Genomic DNA, 15,637 nt, shown 5'->3' on the forward strand with positions numbered 1-15,637 from the left:
AAAATTTCCTGCCCAAATTTGCCTCCAAACCAGCCGACAATGGTAATTAACGGAAATATGCGCGTGCATTTACCCAAAAACCCTGATGATCCATACGCTTTGCGCATGGTCTCATGCTTATCAACGACACCCTCATTTCACAGAACAAATTACGTGGTTTGTCAGCTCGGTATTGCCTTGCCGGGCATGCGCGCGTAAACAGGGCAACGCACTGCAAAATGATTTCACGCCTTCGGAGCACGCCCATGTCGGAAGCAGCCGCCAAAACCAGTCGTACCGCCAATGCCGAGGAAATCGCACGATTTTCCGCAATGGCCGAAAAATGGTGGGACCCGAATGGCGTGATGAAGCCGCTACACCGCTTCAACCCGGTGCGCTTGCAGCTTCTGCGTGACAATATCTGTGCCCATCTTGATCGCGATCCGGAACAGGTCGAACCGCTTAAAGATGTCGAGATCATCGACATTGGCTGTGGCGCAGGCCTTCTGTCCGAACCGCTTGCACGTATGGGCGCAAAAATGACGTCGATCGATGCGGCTGAAAACAACATCGAAGTCGCCAAGGTTCATGCGGCACAGTCCGGTCTTGAGATCGACTATCGTTGCTGCACGCCAGAACTTCTGGCCGATGAACGCAAGCAATTTGACATCGTTCTGAACATGGAAGTGATCGAACATGTCGATGACCCGCAATTTTTCATGCAGGCCTGTGCATCTGTTTTGAAGCCGGGCGGATTGATGTTTGTTGCAACGCTGAACCGCACGATCAAATCACTGGCACTGGCCAAAATCGGCGCGGAATACATTCTGCGCTGGCTGCCTGCCGGTACGCATGACTGGCGCAAATTTGTCAAACCGTCTGAAATGTCGGTTTTCCTGCGTGGTGCAGGTCTTGAAATGACCGATATCACCGGCGTTGCTTACAACCCGATCAATGATAAGTGGTATCCGGCACCGCGCGACCTTGATGTCAATTACATGGTCATTGCCCGTAAACCTAACGCGGCATAACGCAAAGCTTTAGCGTTCCACTACCCGGTTGCGGCCTGCCCGTTTTGCGTCATACATCGCCTTGTCGGCTTCGTTGACAAGGCCATCAAGCGACACGGGCTTTTCCAAATCACGGCACAGCAAGCCGATGCTAACCGTTGTGTGAATGCGCGTTTCATCCGGGGCGGCAATACTGGCAGTTTCCACAGCCTTGCGGATACGTTGCGCCAATCCTTGAGCGTCGACATGTGCTATGCCCGGGACAAGCACGGCAAATTCTTCGCCGCCCAAACGGGCAAACAAGTCGCTTCCGCGCAAGTTCCGCTGAATGACACGTGATACTTCGACCAGAATGCGATCACCTGCCGCATGGCCATAGGTGTCATTGATGTCTTTGAAGTGATCAAGATCCATCACCATGATGGTCAGTCGACCCTTCTGTGCCACCACATGGTCAACCATTTCCTGCCCCAATGGCATCAGGGCACCCCGGGTAAGAACCCCTGTGAGGAAATCATGGTTCGCCGCATGATCAAGCCGTTCGACCAGAGCTGCACGCGCGCGATCAGTTGACGCAACGGTCAGTGGGCCAAGCGCAAGCATCGCGATCCCCATGCGCGTGGACATCACGCCATAATAAGGATCAGCGCCTTCTGGCAGGTTGGCCAGAAGATCAAGCTCCAACTCGATCATCATCCACATCGACATCAACATGATCAGAAGGGCGACAAAATGAAGCCGGTAGCTCAGCGCACACCACAAAAGTGCCGGAACCGGATAAACAATCGCACTGGGGCCTTCGATCACCCCAACCAAAATCATGCTGACAATCAAGGAAAAGAACGGTAATCCCGCCCGCGCTGCTTTCCAGTTTTCCTGAAATTCGTCATAGGTGGCCTGCATCACCTGCATCATGCTCGACCAACGAAGTGCGGTTAGGGCAAAGGGCAGGATAACCACGTAATTGGCAAACTCGGTTGTCGTCCAGAACAGGAATGCCATCGCAGGGTTTGACTGAAACACAATGATCGCAACGAGTATGCCCATCAGCCCCGATGTGATCGCCGCAGCCCCGCCAACAAGACATAAATAAAGGATGGCTGCAGGCCTGCGCATATTCCGGTCATCAGGACCAAGCCTGCGAATAAGGACCAAACCAGCAGCAACCCCGGCCATGTTGGCAAATGTCAGCCACATTGCCTTGTTGGGATCACTTCCGGTCATAAGATCGGCCAGCATGTATCCGCCAAAGGCCGCAAACCAGCCGATTGGCGTATTCATGGTTGGAACGCGAACAAAGGCCGCCAACAACAACGCATTGGCAGGCCACAAAACAGCAAGAAGCCCTTCGGGACGGGTCAATATCCCAAAGAGTGACGCGACAAACACCAGTGTCGCCACGCCAAGCGCGCCAATCAGATAGGGCACGTAATCAACGATTGCTGTACGCGAAGCCAAGACAATCCCCAACAAGCACATCAATCCCCCGCCCTAACCGAATGAGCAATCAGTTGCGGGAAATAAATCGATGTGAACCAGCACCTTGGCAAAGCCATCGGCGCCGAAGTGAAAACAGGCTGTCCCAGCCACCACTTTTGGATAGTCTTTGAGTTTTAAATAGGCACCGATCAGTGCTTTTCAACGGCGATGACCTGCGCAATGCACAATTTCATCGGATACGACATCAGATTTGGAAAATTAAGCCACCCGGAGCGAGCAGGAAGACCGCGAAACACAACCGTTTGGGATTGGCATCGTGCAATGCTGCTTTGCCAAAACAGGCAGGTCAGTTTTTCTTGGTTTCGTCATCCCAAGGCAGGGCATGAACGTCAATGCCCTCATCGACAAGCTCTGCCGTTTCCTTAAGCGACGCCTGTCCATAAATGCCGCGCTTTTCTGCTTCGCCGTAATGGATTTTGCGGGCTTCTTCGGCGAACTTGTTGCCGACATGCTCGCAATTGGTTTCGACCTGTTTGCGGATTTCGGCAATTGCGGCTTTGGTTGCGTCGGCGACGGCCTTTTGGCGTTGCTTTTCGGCGGCTTCTTCTTTTTGGCGCGAGGTCCGCAGACGCGGCGCCATCAGGGCCTTGCCAACACTCGACGTGCCACAAACCGGACAGGACAAATCGCCGCTGGCAGCCTGTGCGTCATAGGTTGCGCCGTCTTTAAACCAGCCTTCGAATTCGTGATCATGTTCGCATTTAAGCTGAAATAGAATCATGATGTTACTTGTGGAAGCCGAACCAATCGCGTGACGATAAGATAAACATACATAATATATGTCCTGCAACGGCACCAACCGCCAGCCACAGGCGGATTACTCAATAAACAAGATTTACAAATATGTCATCTCAAATGCCATCGCCCTGGATCACCAGCCACACCCCTGCCCCAAAGCCGAACCAAAACCGCGCCCTTGATCTGGCCTGCGGCAAGGGACGGCATAGTTTTTATCTGGCCAGTTTGGGATGGCATGTGACGGCGATTGACCGCGACCTTGGCGATACGGATCAAACAGGTTCGCCCAACATTTCCTGGATTGAGGCTGATCTTGAATGCGGACATTGGCCGTTGGGAAATACTCTGTTTGATCTGATTGTTGTCACCAATTATCTGCACCGGCCGCTTTTTGCCGATATCCGCAAGGCACTCGCCCCGAATGGTCTGCTGATCTATCAAACCTTCATGCTTGGCAACGAAGCTTATGGCCGCCCAAGATCACCTGACTTCTTGCTCAATCCCAATGAACTGGCAAATGTCTTTTCCGACTGGGACATCATCGAATTCGTTCAGGGCCCAGTCTTTGCCAATAACGATTCTGAAATCACTGCGCTAAAGCAATCCATCGCGGTTCGAAAAACAGCTTGAGCCATTGAACAGGCCAGTCCGCAGTAGGCCGACATGTATCAAGCATGTTAATAAGAGCTACACGTTTCCTTGGCTTTTCAGGACGCTATGGAAAACGTTACGACATAACAAAACCATCACATTTTTTCGGAAAATCTTCTGGCATCTTCTCGGCGCTGTATCAGGCACTGGCATAGAGAGAGAAAAGCCATGAACGAACAATTCGAAATCATTGAAGATCGCGACGATATTCCGTCCAACCCGACCCGCAACCCGCGCATTGCTGACTTGATCGACGCCCGCTTCTCGCGCCGTGGATTTTTCAAAGGTCTGATGGCGACTTCTGCTGTTGTTGGCGCGGGCATCGCGACCCGCGGCGTTGCAAAGGCGCAGTCCGCATCGACCCTGACCTTCAAGTCGATCCCGCAGAAAATCACCGAAACCCATGCTGTCGCCGAAGGCTACGAAGCCGACGTGCTGATCCGCTGGGGTGACAAGGTCGTCGCGGACGCACCGGCATTCGTACCGGGTCAGGTTGACGCGACAGCACAAAACAAGCAGTTCGGCTATAACTGTGACTATGTTGGCTATATGCCGCTTCCGGTTGGCTCGAACAGTTCTGACCATGGGCTGCTGTGCATCAGCCACGAATACACCAACGCCGAACTGATGTGGCCGGGCCTTGAAGATTCGATGGGCGCATCCAAGGAACAGGCGCTGCACGAAATCGCCGCCCACGGTCATTCCATCGTCGAGATCAAGAAGACCGATGGCAAATGGCAGGTCATTGATGGTTCGCAATATGCGCGCCGCATCTCTGCCCTTGATACCGAAATGGAAATCTCCGGTCCGGCAGCAGGCCATGACCGCCTGAAAACCAGCTCGGACAATACCGGCACCCGCGTTATCGGTACGCTCAACAACTGTGCTGGCGGCAAGACCCCTTGGGGCACCATTCTGATTTCCGAAGAAAACTTCAACGGTTACTTCGGCGGCGACATTGCCAAAACCAACGAAGAACGCAACTACAAGCGCCTGGGTATCAGCCCGGACAGCTGGTATTCGTGGGTGAAGTATTTCGACCGCTTCAACGTTGAAAAAGAACCGAACGAGCCGAACAAATTTGGCTGGATGGTCGAAATCGATCCGTATGATCCGGCCTCGATGCCGAAAAAGCGCACCGCCCTTGGCCGCTTCAAGCACGAAGGCGCAACCGTTGTCCTGAACAAGGACAACTCGATTGTTGCCTATTCCGGCGATGACCAGCGCTTTGACTATCTCTACAAATTCGTTGCGACCAACAAATACAACCCGAATGACCGTGCAGCGAACATGAACCTTCTTGATGAAGGCACGCTTTATGTTGCCAAATTCAACGATGACGGTTCGCTTGACTGGATGCCGCTGATCTTTGGTGAAGGTCCGCTGACAGCTAAGAACGACTTCAACAGCCAGGCAGACGTTCTGATCGAAACCCGCCGCGCTGCGGATCTTCTGGGCGCGACCCAGATGGACCGTCCCGAAGACGTGGAACCGAACCCGGTCAACGGCAAGGTCTATGTCATGCTGACCAACAACTCCAAGCGCAAGGAAGGCAACGCCGCCAACCCGCGCGCAGCTAACCCGCATGGTCACGTTCTTGAACTGACCCCTCCGGGTGGTCGTGGTCAGGATGCCGATCACACTGCTGATCGCTTCACATGGGACATCATGCTTGCTGCTGGTAACCCGTCCAACCCGGACGACAAGGCTGTTTACCATCCGGCGGCTGAATCCTGGCTTTCCTGCCCGGACAACATGGCAATTGACCATCGTGGCCGTCTTTGGATTTCGTCTGATGGCGCACAAGGATCAGATATTCCTGATGGTATGTGGGCAACCGATGTTGATGGTCCGGGCCGTGCTCTGACCAAGTTCTTCTTCGCCTGCCCGGTTGGCGCAGAAATGTGTGGTCCGGAATTCACCCCGGATGGAACCACCCTGTTCCTGGCTGTTCAGCACCCGGCAGATGGTTCCAGCTACGACAAACCAAGCACCCGTTGGCCGGACTTTGCCGATGGCATGCCACCGCGTCCGTCGGTTGTCGCTGTTACCAAATCAGATGGCGGCGAAATCGCTGGTTAATCACGCTGTTATCTACACAGCAAAAGAATGCGCTGGCGGGTTTCCGTCAGCGCATTTCTTTTAACAAAACAACGTAAAACACCCCGGCAGGCGAACCTGACCGGGGTGTTTTGTTGGGACGCACGGAGGAAACTATTTGATCGGCGCTGCCATATCGTAGGTGCCGTCATTATCAGAAATCGCCATCCAGCTCTTATCGGACGCTGCCTTGCTTTCAAGACCTGTCCAGTTACCTTCGGACTTGTTGATATTGCCGCCAATGTCAGAGGTCCAGAAACCAACCACGGTCGGTGTGATGTTGAGATAAAGTTCGCCATCGACAATGCGCCACAGGTTCGGGTTTGCCGGAACCTTGCCGCCTTTTGAAATGCCATAGGCACAGTGACCATCATATTTCGGGGCGTATTTCGCCGGATCGGCCAGGAACATGTCGCGGTTTGCTTCGGACGAAAACGCCCAGGTCGCACCGTTATATTCTGCGGTGATATCAGCCCGACCGGGAACCGCATGCGGTTGAGCCATACCGACATCTTTTTGCGGCAGATTGAAATAGGCCACCGCGTCATAGCCGCTGATCGCAAAACCGGTCTCATCCACATATTGCTGACCGGCTTGTGCCGTTCCCGCCATTGCCAGAAGCAGTGCCGATCCCATCAAGAAATTCTTCAAAGCCATCCCTGTCGCTCCAGTTTGAGTTCTGTAATGACCCAAGATTGACGGATGAGGCCCAAAAACCGAAATGACGTTGCGACACTGTTTCGTGAGGATGCGTGAGCACGCGACAAGTCCAGACAAACTTCCCATATGAAACAGAGATAAATTACCCTTGACCTAAACCAATGTTGAGGAATTAGGAAAGAAGCATCAGAGGAAAAACGATACCGTTCAAGAAAGGATACCGCCATGACACAAGCATATCTGGAACACGTGAATTTCACCGTGACCGATCCGGCGAAAACCGCGCAGCAACTGTGTGACTGGTTTGGCTGGCATGTGCGCTGGCATGGTCCGTCGATCTATGATGGCGTGACCTATCATGTCGGAAGCGATGACAGCTATATCGCGCTCTATTCGCCCGGCAAGCCAAAGGAAGGCAGTGAAAGTTCGTATCAAACCCGTGGCGGCTTGAACCATCTGGGCATCGTTGTCGATGATCTGGACGCGACCGAGGACAAGATCAAGGCATCAGGCTACACCACGGGCAATCACGCCGATTACGAACCCGGTCGCAGGTTCTACTTCCGGGATGAAAACGATATCGAGTTTGAAGTGGTCAGCTATTCCTGACCACTCCACCCGAACACCAAAGCCGCTTGCCTAGCAGGGCTTATAGGTTTGACCATTGATAAGTGATGGCACCATGCGGCGGATTTCATCGACACGATCAAGATCGATCTCGGCAGTGATAAAGCCGGGATCGGTCCCGCCATCTGCCAAAACCTCACCCCAGGGATCAATGATCAAGGAATGGCCAAATGTCTGGCGATTGCCCGGATGATCACCGCATTGGGCCGCAGCAATCACGAAACATCCATTTTCAATCGCACGTGCCTTTAGAAGCGTATGCCAATGCGCTTGCCCGGTCGTGCGGGTAAAGGCAGCCGGGATGCTAAGGATCTGTGCCCCGGCCTTTGCGTAATCGCGAAACAGATGCGGGAACCGCACGTCATAGCAAATCGATACACCAATGGCGCCCTGATCGGTCTTGGCCAGTTTTGCGGCATCGCCGGGGCGGAAGGTTTTACTTTCGCGGTAGCTTTCGCCATTGGCAAGATCGACATCAAACATATGGATCTTGTCATAGGACGTGATCACCGCGCCATCCGGCCCAATGATAAAGCAGCGATTGGCAACGCGGTCTTCGCCCTCAACCTTCACATGAAGCGATCCGACAATCAGGGTTGATTGCAGTTCCTGTGCAAGATCGGCGAAAAACACCAATCCCGGATGCTGATCTTCGGGATAGGCAGCCGTTCGGACATTCTCCCCGCCAAACGACATCATGGACACATTTTCAGGAAACGCGATCAATCTGGCACCAGCCGCATGCGCATCGCGGGCATAAGCCGCCGCAAGGGCAAGATTGTCCGACATCACATCGCGTGAATTAAGCTGAACACAGGCTGCAATGAAACGGGTCATGACGCATTCTCCTTTTTATCGTTATCCGTGTTTATGATGGCCCTCATGCCCTTGGCCCGCAATACACAATTGGGATAGCGCATGGCGGTTGAATGGCCCAAGACCATTCATAACTGCCTTATTTTAATGATCCCGCCATCACGGAATTTTGCACGGCACGCTCGTGCCCACACTCAGTCGACCGACACCAAAAGCCAAATCAAAACCAGGAAAACTCATCATCCGAACAATCTTCTTCCATTAGTTGAAATTAGTGTATACAGTATTCCGTACACTTAACGAGGATCGAAGATGGAACCTCTTTCCGGTCGCAAAAGCCTGACTGACGAAGTGCATGACCGTTTGGTCGATGCGCTGTGTTCCGGTGCACTCCCTCCCGGGACGCCATTGCGTCAGGAAGCGATTGCTGATGAGCTCAATGTCTCGCGGCAACCAGTGTTGCAAGCTCTGGGGTTGCTGCGTCGTGACGGCTTGGTCGAACCAATGGGGCGGCGCGGTTATCGCGTAGCGCCTGTTGATATCGACCTTGTCCGTCACGTTTATGACTTGCGCGAAGCCTTTGACGGGCTTGCCGCCCGTCTTGCGGCCCAAACATCGGCATCAGATCGGGAATCGGCTTTGCGGGCTGCCATTTCACAGGGACACCACGCTCTGGGCAGCGGCGACACCGCAGAACTTGTTGCAGCCGACGTCGCATTCCACCAAACGATCTACCGTCTGTCGGGCAACCCCCTGTTGCCCGAAGCATCAGCAGCCGTCTGGCTTCAGATCCGGCGCGTGATGCATATCTACCTGCAGAACGGATCTTTCCGCGATCCGATCTGGACCGAACATGAAGCCATCGCCGATGCGATTTGCGTCGGCGATGGTTCTCTTGCCGAAAGTCTGTCGATTGCCCATACGCGAAAGGCCCGTGAACGGCTGGTCTCGCGCGTGAATGCGATGGTCTGACGGCCCTGTCCCGTCCTCCTTGCTCCACCAAATGCCCGATTGACCTTTGATCGGGCGCGCCTGCCCCCATATTGAAAAACAATCCAACGATAAAAATCCGCCTTCAGGGAGTTCATCCATAAATCTTGACGCAAAACTGCGCAAACGCGCCGATGACGGCAATCCGGTCCGTGTCGGCATTATTGGCGCTGGTAAATTCGGTTCGATGTTTTTAAGTCAGGCCGGGCATCACCCTGGCTATCACGTTCTGGGCATTGCCGATCTAAGTATTGATCGTACCAAGGCAAGCCTGCGCCGAGTGGGTTGGACCGATGATCAGTTTGCCGCCAAGGACGCCGCATCCGCCTATCGCGAAGGGACCACCTGGCTGACACAAGACGCCGATGCGCTGATTGCCGCAGACGGTCTTGAAGTCATCATTGATGCGACCGGAAGCCCGGCGGCTGGCATTCGTTTTGCACTTAAGGCCATTGAACATGGCCGTCACATCATCATGGTCAATGTTGAGGCCGACGTTCTGGCAGGTCCCCTTCTTGCCAAACGGGCCGAGGCGGCAGGGCTTGTCTATTCCATGGCCTATGGTGATCAGCCCGCCCTGATTTCAGAAATGGTCGATTGGGCCCGCGCGATTGGCCTGCCCGTCACCTGTGCAGGCAAAGGCACCAAATATCTTCCGATCTATCATCATGTTACCCCGGATGATGTCTGGCATCATTATGGCCTGACACCCGAACAGGCGCAGGCCGGCGGCATGAACCCGCAAATTTTCAACAGCTTCCTTGATGGCACCAAATCCGCCATCGAAATGGCCGCCGTTTCAAACGCCTGCGATCTAGTGCCGCAAGATTGCGGATTGCAGTTCCCCGCATGCGGCGTCGATGATTTGCCGCGATTGCTGTGCCCGCGTGATAGCGGCGGCATCCTAGAACGCAAAGGCACGGTCGAAGTGGTTTCAAGCCTTGAGCGTGACACCCGCCCGGTATTTCGCGATCTGCGCTGGGGCGTTTATGTCACGTTCGAAGCACCCAGCGACTATGTCGCGCGCTGCTTTAAGGAATATGGCCTTCTGACCGATCCAAGCGGCCAATATTCCACCATGTTCAAGCCCTATCACCTGATCGGGTTGGAACTTGGCATTTCGGTCGCGTCTGCCGCCCTTCGTGGTGAAGCCACCGGGACATCACGGGCATGGTCGGGGGATGCGGTTGCAACGGCCAAACGTGATTTGAAACCGGGCGAGATGCTTGATGGTGAAGGCGGCTATACGGTCTATGGCAAGCTGATGCCAGCCCACAGCTCAAAGGCACGCAATGCCCTGCCGATTGGCTTGGCCCATCATCTGAAAATCAAACGCCCGGTTGGCGTTGATCAGACCCTGACCTGGGATGATGTGGAATTTGATGCCAAGGACCCGGCAATCGCCTTCCGCAAGGAAATGGAAGAAACCTTTGGCAAATAACGCCAAGTGCGTCTGCAAATAACAAAACCCCGGCCAATCTGGCCGGGGTTTTGATTTGGACCTGTGCGCGTCGCGATCAGGCAGACAGCTTTGCTTCGAGCTTGTCAGCTGCTTCAAGCGCCATCAATTCGTCGCAACCGCCGATATGTTCGCCATTGATGAAGATCTGCGGCACGGTGTGACGGCCGCTTGCACGGTCCATCATTTCCTTTTTGCGCTTCGGCTCCATCATCACGTCAATCAGCTGGTATTTCGCACCCTTTTCTTCAAGCAGCTTGCGCGCGCGCTTGCAATACGGGCACCATTCGGTGGCATAAACTTCAACTTTTGCCATGTAGCAGTCATCCTTCTTCTTGCAGCCGATCATGACCAAAGCCCCGGATTACCGGGCTTACAGCATTTGATACGGTGCGGAATTATGTTCAGATGAGCGCTGTATATCAGAATTATTAGCAAACGTCACCGTACGACACGTGCAACCGTGATCACAGATACGTGCATAACACCTGATTGCTTCAATGTTCGCACACAGGCATTCACCGTCGCCCCGGTGGTCAGCACATCATCAATCAACACAACCCGGGTCCCGGAAAGGCCCGAACGTGCAGCCCGGTTTTCATCAATCTCAAACGCCCCGCCAACTTCGCGCTTACGCGATGACGGCCCCAAACCACCCAGCGACCGGGTATGTTTTTTGCGTTTTAAAACCAAGCCATCCCACGGCACACCGGTCATGGATGACAGGCGCGATGCCAGTAATCCCGACTGATTATACCGCCGCGCCAGCAGTCGACGGCGATGCAATGGTACCGGAATAATCACATCAGCGTGATCCCAGATGCCCTGCCCCGCCTGATAGACCCAACGCGCCAAAAGCGGTGTTAGATCGCCACGATCGGCATGCTTGAAGCGCAGCAAGTAATCACGACTGAAATCATCATAAACCAGGGCTGCCCGCGCCAGATCAAAGGATGGCTTCTTTTGCAGACATCGCGCACACAGCAACTGCCCGGCATCGTCATGCGCGTGTCCGACATTCCCGATGTCATCGCCCTGATCAAGTTCGAATGGATATCCACAACAGGCACATTGCGGCGCGCTGATAAACCGCAAACCCGCCCAACAATCGGCACAAACCGCATGCGGACTATCGGTAATGGTGCCACATCCCCCACAGCGCGGCGGCAGGATTGCATCAATCCCCATGCGCGTTGCTGTGCGAAAAAATGCCATCATCATTCGAATTTCCAAAAATCATTAATTACGCATAATATCAGCATATCACACGCAAAACGCGAGTGTCTTTATCAAGACACTCGCGCGCTATCAAGCCGATATCGCTTTTGATCAGTTGTTCTGCAACACCAGGTTCTGACGCAGCGTTTCTGCGGCAAGATCGATAAAGCTTCTGACTTTGGCCGGTGCATTGCGACCTTCGGGATGAACCAGATGAACCGGCACCGGATCGGGCGCATGATCATCCAACACAGTCTGCAACCGCCCATCGGCCAAAAACGGGGCTGCCTGATAGGACAGCATGCGAACAACGCCCCATCCTTCTAGGGCTGCATTGCGTGCCGCCTCGATCGAGTTGGTTTGCCATTTCGCATCGGGTGAATAATGGATATTCCGCGCCGTGCTGCCCGGGGATTTGAATTGCCAATCGAGACGTGCTGATGATCCGGTCGTTGCGATGATCTTGTGCTGGCTCAAATCTGCTGGCGCCATTGGCGTGCCATTGCGGGCAAAGTAATCGGGTGATCCGCAAACAATCTGGCGCACCTGCCCGACCCTGACGGCAGTTAGTGATGAGTTTGCCAGATGGCCAATACGCACCGCAAGATCGATGCCTTCTTCGATGATGTTCACAATCCGATCAAACAACAAAAGCCGCGCGCGCATGTCGGGATATTGATCAAGATAGCGTCCGACAATTGGCCCAACATGCATCTGCCCGAACTGCACGGGTGCGGTGATGGTCAAAAGACCACTTGGCTTGGCATAGGCACCACCGGCGGCGGCCTCCGCCTCTTGCAAATCGGCAAGCAGTCTCTTGCAGTCGGCGTGATAGCGCGTTCCGGCCTCGGTCATGGTGACAGAGCGGGTCGTGCGCGTCAGAAGCCTTGCGCCGATGATATTTTCAAGCTGCGCAATGGTGCGGGTTACGGCCGCCGGGCTGATATTGAGTGCACGGGCGGCTGCGGCAAAGCTTTGCTCTTCTGCCACACGCACAAAGACCTTCATGGCATGAAATCGGTCCAAATCACCCTCCGAACGGCATCACATCATTATTTCATTAAACGGAATAATAAATTGCATATAACGCGAATTCCATAAAATTTACGAAACAGCCATTCTTGGGACAGTTTCACAACCCGATACAGGAAGGCTTGTCATGAAGTTGCACTATCACCCGTTATCCGGCCATGCGCATCGTGCGCAGCTGTTTCTTGGATTGCTTGGCGTTGAGCATGAGTTGGTCGAAGTCGATCTGATGAGTGGCGTACACAAATCCCAGCCGTTTCTTGCCATGAACCCGTTTGGGCAGGTTCCGGTTCTTGAAGATGGTGACACCATCATCAGCGAATTCCGTGGCGATCATGGTCTATCTCGCCAAGAAAACCGGCGCCACCAACTGGCTGCCCGAAGACCCGGTCGGTGCTGCCAATGTTCAACGCTGGCTTTCGGTGGCAGCGGGTCAGATTGCCTTTGGCCCCTGTGCGGCGCGCTTGGTCACCCTGTTTGACGCGAAGTTTGACGCAGACGAAGTCATCACGCGTGCGCACGCCATCCTTGGTCTGGTCAATGGTCATCTGGCCAACAATGACTGGCTGGCATCCGATCACCCGACCATCGCCGATGTCGCACTTTACAGCTATATCGCCAATGCGCCCGAGGGCAATGTTGATCTGGCTGCCTATGGCAAAGTACGCAATTGGCTCAAACGTATTGAAGACCTTCCGGGCTTTGTACCGTTCACCCAATCCCCGGTCGGACTTCTGGCCACGGCCTGAACATTCCGTTCCCTCGCACCACCCAAACCGGATGGCTTGATATGACAGAACGCATCGACACCCCGAACACGCGATCCCCCGAACCGCCAACGCCACCAAGCGCCCCCACGCCGTGGCATGCTGGAGAAATCCGTCTTCAGCAGGTTTTGGGTGTCGATGCCCATATGGACAAGGTCGGCCGCAAGGTCCTGCGCGATCATTTGATCGAACAACACCGTCTGTTTTACCCACAACTGCCGTTTGTCGTTCTGGGCAGCGTTGATCACGACGGCCATCCATGGGCCACCCTTCGCGCCAATCGGCCGGGCTTTTTGTTTGCCACGGACATTTATCACCTTGCGGTGACGCTTCCGCGTGACCCACAGGATCCGGCGGATCCCGGCATGGATGATGGCAATGCCATCGGTCTTTTGGGGATTGAGCTTCATACACGGCGTCGCAATCGCCTGAACGGGACGATTTCGAGGCGTTCAGAGACATCCTTTGACATCAAAGTCGGGCACAGCTTTGGCAATTGCCCGAAATACATTCATCCCCGCGAACTGGAATTCGCCCACGACATCACACCGACCAACGATGGCGTGATTGAAACCGGCACCAGATTGAATGACGCCACTCGCGCCATGATCACCAGGTCCGATACATTCTTTATCGCAAGCTATGTCGATCGCGATGAGGATTACCGCGAAGTCGATGTCTCTCATCGCGGCGGCGCGCCGGGCTTTGTCGATATTGATGAAAACGGGACGCTGATCATTCCCGATTATTCCGGCAACCGGTTCTTTAACACGCTTGGCAATCTTGTGATCAATCCGCGTGCAGGGTTGGTGTTTGTTGATTTCACCACCTGCGACATGCTGCAACTGACCGGCACGGCCGAGATCATTTTGGCTGGCGCTATGGTGGGTCAGTATGAAGGGGCCGAACGTCTGGTGACCTTTACCCCGACCAGATGGGTCTATCGCCGCGCTGCATTTCCAATGCGCATGAGTGCGCCTCAGGCCTGATATGGCGCATGGCCGATTGCGTCTTGCGGAAAGAGCCTCTATCTAGGTCGTAACTTTTATAACGACTTTAGCCGGAGCATCCCGCCTCATGGCCGATCCGATCACTGTCTTTGATCGAGACATCCTAAAGCTGCGCCGTGATCGCGCAGCTACCAAGGCACAGGACTATAACTTCCTGTTTGCCGAAACTGCCGAACGGCTTGCTGATCGGCTTGATGACACCACGCGCAATTTCCCGATGGCAGTCGATCTTGGCTGCCATAGTGGCGAACTGGGCCAGATCATTGGCGCACGTGGTGGCATCGAAACGCTCTATCAGACCGACATTTCCGCGCGCTATGCCAAAACCGCGCGCGCCAGAAATGGCAAAGGCACCCTTGTCGCCGATGAGGAATTCCTGCCTTTCGCCGAAGGATCACTTGATCTGATCATCTCAAACCTCAGCTTGCATTGGGTCAATGATCTGCCCGGCATGTTGCTTCAGGCCCGCCGAAGCTTAAAACCCGACGGATTGTTTCTGGCCTGTATGCTGGGTGGTGAAACGCTTAAAGACCTGCGCGAAGCCCTGATGACTGCGGAGGCAGAGGAAGAAGGTGGCGTATCGCCCCGCGTTTCCCCGTTTGTCGATGTGAAAGATGCCGGGGCGTTGCTGCAACGAAGCGGCTTTGCCCTGCCGGTTGTCGATGCCGATGACATCTATATCGATTATCCCGATGCGCTGAAATTGATGCGCGATCTGTCGGGGATGGGTGAAAGCAACCTGATCACCAAACGATCCAAGAAATTCACCAAACGCAGCACCCTTGCTCGGGCCGCCGCGATCTATCACGAACGCCACGCGCGTTCTGATGGGCGCATCATGGCGAAGTTTCAGGTGATCTATCTGACCGCCTGGGCACCAGATGAAAGCCAACCCAAGCCACTACGTCGTGGTTCTGGTCAGGTCAGTCTGGTTGATTTTCTGGGTGATGATGGTCAGGGGAAAAGCAAATGAAGTTCCAAAGGTTCGGATTTGCCGGAAAGCCAACGATCAAAAGCACTGCAGGCCTGTTGATCTGTCTTGTCCTAATTGCTGGAATTTTTGCCATTTCAGCAAATATTGAC

The 15,637-nt window shown here is 54.3% G+C and carries 16 protein-coding genes and 1 pseudogene; 10 read left to right on the forward strand and 7 right to left on the reverse strand.

Annotation, left to right across the window (positions count from 1 at the left end; translation table 11 throughout):
• The first annotated feature begins 245 nt into the window (after nt 1-245).
• Complete coding sequence (gene ubiG / locus ACMZ66_RS21980; protein WP_416940663.1) at nt 246-1,010, forward strand: bifunctional 2-polyprenyl-6-hydroxyphenol methylase/3-demethylubiquinol 3-O-methyltransferase UbiG; 765 nt, start codon at nt 246-248, stop codon at nt 1,008-1,010.
• Between the two features lie 9 nt (nt 1,011-1,019).
• Here the strand turns inward: ubiG and ACMZ66_RS21985 are convergent, their stop codons facing one another.
• Nucleotides 1,020-2,447, reverse strand: a complete 1,428-nt coding sequence (locus tag ACMZ66_RS21985) for a diguanylate cyclase (RefSeq protein WP_416940665.1) — start codon at nt 2,445-2,447, stop codon at nt 1,020-1,022.
• 328 nt (nt 2,448-2,775) lie between these two features.
• Nucleotides 2,776-3,210 (reverse strand): DUF1178 family protein, encoded by a 435-nt coding sequence (locus ACMZ66_RS21990; protein ID WP_416940667.1) that lies wholly within the window; start codon nt 3,208-3,210, stop codon nt 2,776-2,778.
• A gap of 122 nt (nt 3,211-3,332) precedes the next feature.
• Between ACMZ66_RS21990 and ACMZ66_RS21995 the strand changes: the two genes are divergently transcribed.
• Nucleotides 3,333-3,857 (forward strand): class I SAM-dependent methyltransferase, encoded by a 525-nt coding sequence (locus tag ACMZ66_RS21995; protein ID WP_416940669.1) that lies wholly within the window; start codon nt 3,333-3,335, stop codon nt 3,855-3,857.
• Between the two features lie 189 nt (nt 3,858-4,046).
• Complete coding sequence (locus ACMZ66_RS22000; RefSeq protein ID WP_416940671.1) at nt 4,047-5,960, forward strand: PhoX family protein; 1,914 nt, start codon at nt 4,047-4,049, stop codon at nt 5,958-5,960.
• Between the two features lie 132 nt (nt 5,961-6,092).
• Here ACMZ66_RS22000 and ACMZ66_RS22005 read toward each other — a convergent pair whose 3' ends face one another.
• Nucleotides 6,093-6,635: a YHS domain-containing (seleno)protein gene (locus ACMZ66_RS22005; protein ID WP_416940673.1), complete on the reverse strand. Its 543-nt coding sequence runs from the start codon at nt 6,633-6,635 to the stop codon at nt 6,093-6,095.
• 228 nt (nt 6,636-6,863) lie between these two features.
• Here ACMZ66_RS22005 and ACMZ66_RS22010 point away from each other — a divergent pair, with 228 nt between their 5' ends.
• The gene (locus ACMZ66_RS22010; protein WP_416940675.1) at nt 6,864-7,247 is read left to right on the forward strand and encodes a VOC family protein; all 384 of its coding nucleotides are present in this window, start codon (nt 6,864-6,866) and stop codon (nt 7,245-7,247) included.
• A 30-nt stretch (nt 7,248-7,277) separates the two neighbouring features.
• Here ACMZ66_RS22010 and ACMZ66_RS22015 read toward each other — a convergent pair whose 3' ends face one another.
• Entirely contained in the window at nt 7,278-8,102 is an 825-nt protein-coding gene (locus ACMZ66_RS22015; RefSeq protein WP_416940677.1) for a carbon-nitrogen hydrolase family protein, read from the reverse strand.
• A gap of 291 nt (nt 8,103-8,393) precedes the next feature.
• Between ACMZ66_RS22015 and ACMZ66_RS22020 the strand changes: the two genes are divergently transcribed.
• Complete coding sequence (locus ACMZ66_RS22020) at nt 8,394-9,053, forward strand: GntR family transcriptional regulator (protein WP_416940679.1); 660 nt, start codon at nt 8,394-8,396, stop codon at nt 9,051-9,053.
• 46 nt (nt 9,054-9,099) lie between these two features.
• On the forward strand, nt 9,100-10,512 hold the full coding sequence (locus ACMZ66_RS22025; protein ID WP_416940681.1) for an NAD(P)H-dependent oxidoreductase: 1,413 nt from the start codon (nt 9,100-9,102) through the stop codon (nt 10,510-10,512).
• A 76-nt stretch (nt 10,513-10,588) separates the two neighbouring features.
• Here ACMZ66_RS22025 and grxC read toward each other — a convergent pair whose 3' ends face one another.
• The 3 genes from grxC to ACMZ66_RS22040 form a co-directional block, all read right to left on the reverse strand.
• Entirely contained in the window at nt 10,589-10,846 is a 258-nt protein-coding gene (grxC, locus tag ACMZ66_RS22030; RefSeq protein WP_416940683.1) for a glutaredoxin 3, read from the reverse strand.
• Between the two features lie 125 nt (nt 10,847-10,971).
• The gene (locus tag ACMZ66_RS22035; protein ID WP_416940685.1) at nt 10,972-11,751 is read right to left on the reverse strand and encodes a ComF family protein; all 780 of its coding nucleotides are present in this window, start codon (nt 11,749-11,751) and stop codon (nt 10,972-10,974) included.
• Nucleotides 11,752-11,859: 108 nt separating this feature from the next.
• A complete protein-coding gene (locus tag ACMZ66_RS22040; RefSeq protein ID WP_416940687.1) occupies nt 11,860-12,774 on the reverse strand; it encodes a LysR family transcriptional regulator in 915 nt (304 codons plus the stop codon).
• A 133-nt stretch (nt 12,775-12,907) separates the two neighbouring features.
• Here ACMZ66_RS22040 and ACMZ66_RS22045 point away from each other — a divergent pair.
• From ACMZ66_RS22045 to ACMZ66_RS22060, 4 genes and pseudogenes are all read left to right on the forward strand, one after another.
• Nucleotides 12,908-13,042, forward strand: a pseudogene (locus ACMZ66_RS22045) (glutathione S-transferase); the annotation flags it as partial.
• Between the two features lie 70 nt (nt 13,043-13,112).
• The gene (locus ACMZ66_RS22050) at nt 13,113-13,526 is read left to right on the forward strand and encodes a glutathione binding-like protein (protein WP_416940689.1); all 414 of its coding nucleotides are present in this window, start codon (nt 13,113-13,115) and stop codon (nt 13,524-13,526) included.
• A gap of 41 nt (nt 13,527-13,567) precedes the next feature.
• Nucleotides 13,568-14,533 carry a pyridoxamine 5'-phosphate oxidase family protein gene (locus ACMZ66_RS22055; RefSeq protein WP_416940691.1) on the forward strand — a complete coding sequence of 322 codons (966 nt, stop codon included), beginning with the start codon at nt 13,568-13,570 and terminating at the stop codon, nt 14,531-14,533.
• An 88-nt stretch (nt 14,534-14,621) separates the two neighbouring features.
• Nucleotides 14,622-15,527: a methyltransferase domain-containing protein gene (locus ACMZ66_RS22060; protein ID WP_416940693.1), complete on the forward strand. Its 906-nt coding sequence runs from the start codon at nt 14,622-14,624 to the stop codon at nt 15,525-15,527.
• Nucleotides 15,528-15,637 lie beyond the last annotated feature (110 nt).

The organism is Thalassospira sp. (assembly GCF_048059015.1).
In the GTDB taxonomy this organism is placed as follows: domain Bacteria; phylum Pseudomonadota; class Alphaproteobacteria; order Rhodospirillales; family Thalassospiraceae; genus Thalassospira.

Coding starts and splice junctions, on each gene's coding strand:
- ubiG (WP_416940663.1), top strand. CDS start 246: ATGTCGGAAGCAGCCGCCAAAACCAGTCGTACCGCCAATGCCGAGGAA.
- ACMZ66_RS21990 (WP_416940667.1), bottom strand. CDS start 3,210: ATGATTCTATTTCAGCTTAAATGCGAACATGATCACGAATTCGAAGGC.
- ACMZ66_RS21995 (WP_416940669.1), top strand. CDS start 3,333: ATGTCATCTCAAATGCCATCGCCCTGGATCACCAGCCACACCCCTGCC.
- ACMZ66_RS22000 (WP_416940671.1), top strand. CDS start 4,047: ATGAACGAACAATTCGAAATCATTGAAGATCGCGACGATATTCCGTCC.
- ACMZ66_RS22005 (WP_416940673.1), bottom strand. CDS start 6,635: ATGGCTTTGAAGAATTTCTTGATGGGATCGGCACTGCTTCTGGCAATG.
- ACMZ66_RS22010 (WP_416940675.1), top strand. CDS start 6,864: ATGACACAAGCATATCTGGAACACGTGAATTTCACCGTGACCGATCCG.
- ACMZ66_RS22015 (WP_416940677.1), bottom strand. CDS start 8,102: ATGACCCGTTTCATTGCAGCCTGTGTTCAGCTTAATTCACGCGATGTG.
- ACMZ66_RS22020 (WP_416940679.1), top strand. CDS start 8,394: ATGGAACCTCTTTCCGGTCGCAAAAGCCTGACTGACGAAGTGCATGAC.
- grxC (WP_416940683.1), bottom strand. CDS start 10,846: ATGGCAAAAGTTGAAGTTTATGCCACCGAATGGTGCCCGTATTGCAAG.
- ACMZ66_RS22035 (WP_416940685.1), bottom strand. CDS start 11,751: ATGATGATGGCATTTTTTCGCACAGCAACGCGCATGGGGATTGATGCA.
- ACMZ66_RS22050 (WP_416940689.1), top strand. CDS start 13,113: ATGGTCTATCTCGCCAAGAAAACCGGCGCCACCAACTGGCTGCCCGAA.
- ACMZ66_RS22055 (WP_416940691.1), top strand. CDS start 13,568: ATGACAGAACGCATCGACACCCCGAACACGCGATCCCCCGAACCGCCA.
- ACMZ66_RS22060 (WP_416940693.1), top strand. CDS start 14,622: ATGGCCGATCCGATCACTGTCTTTGATCGAGACATCCTAAAGCTGCGC.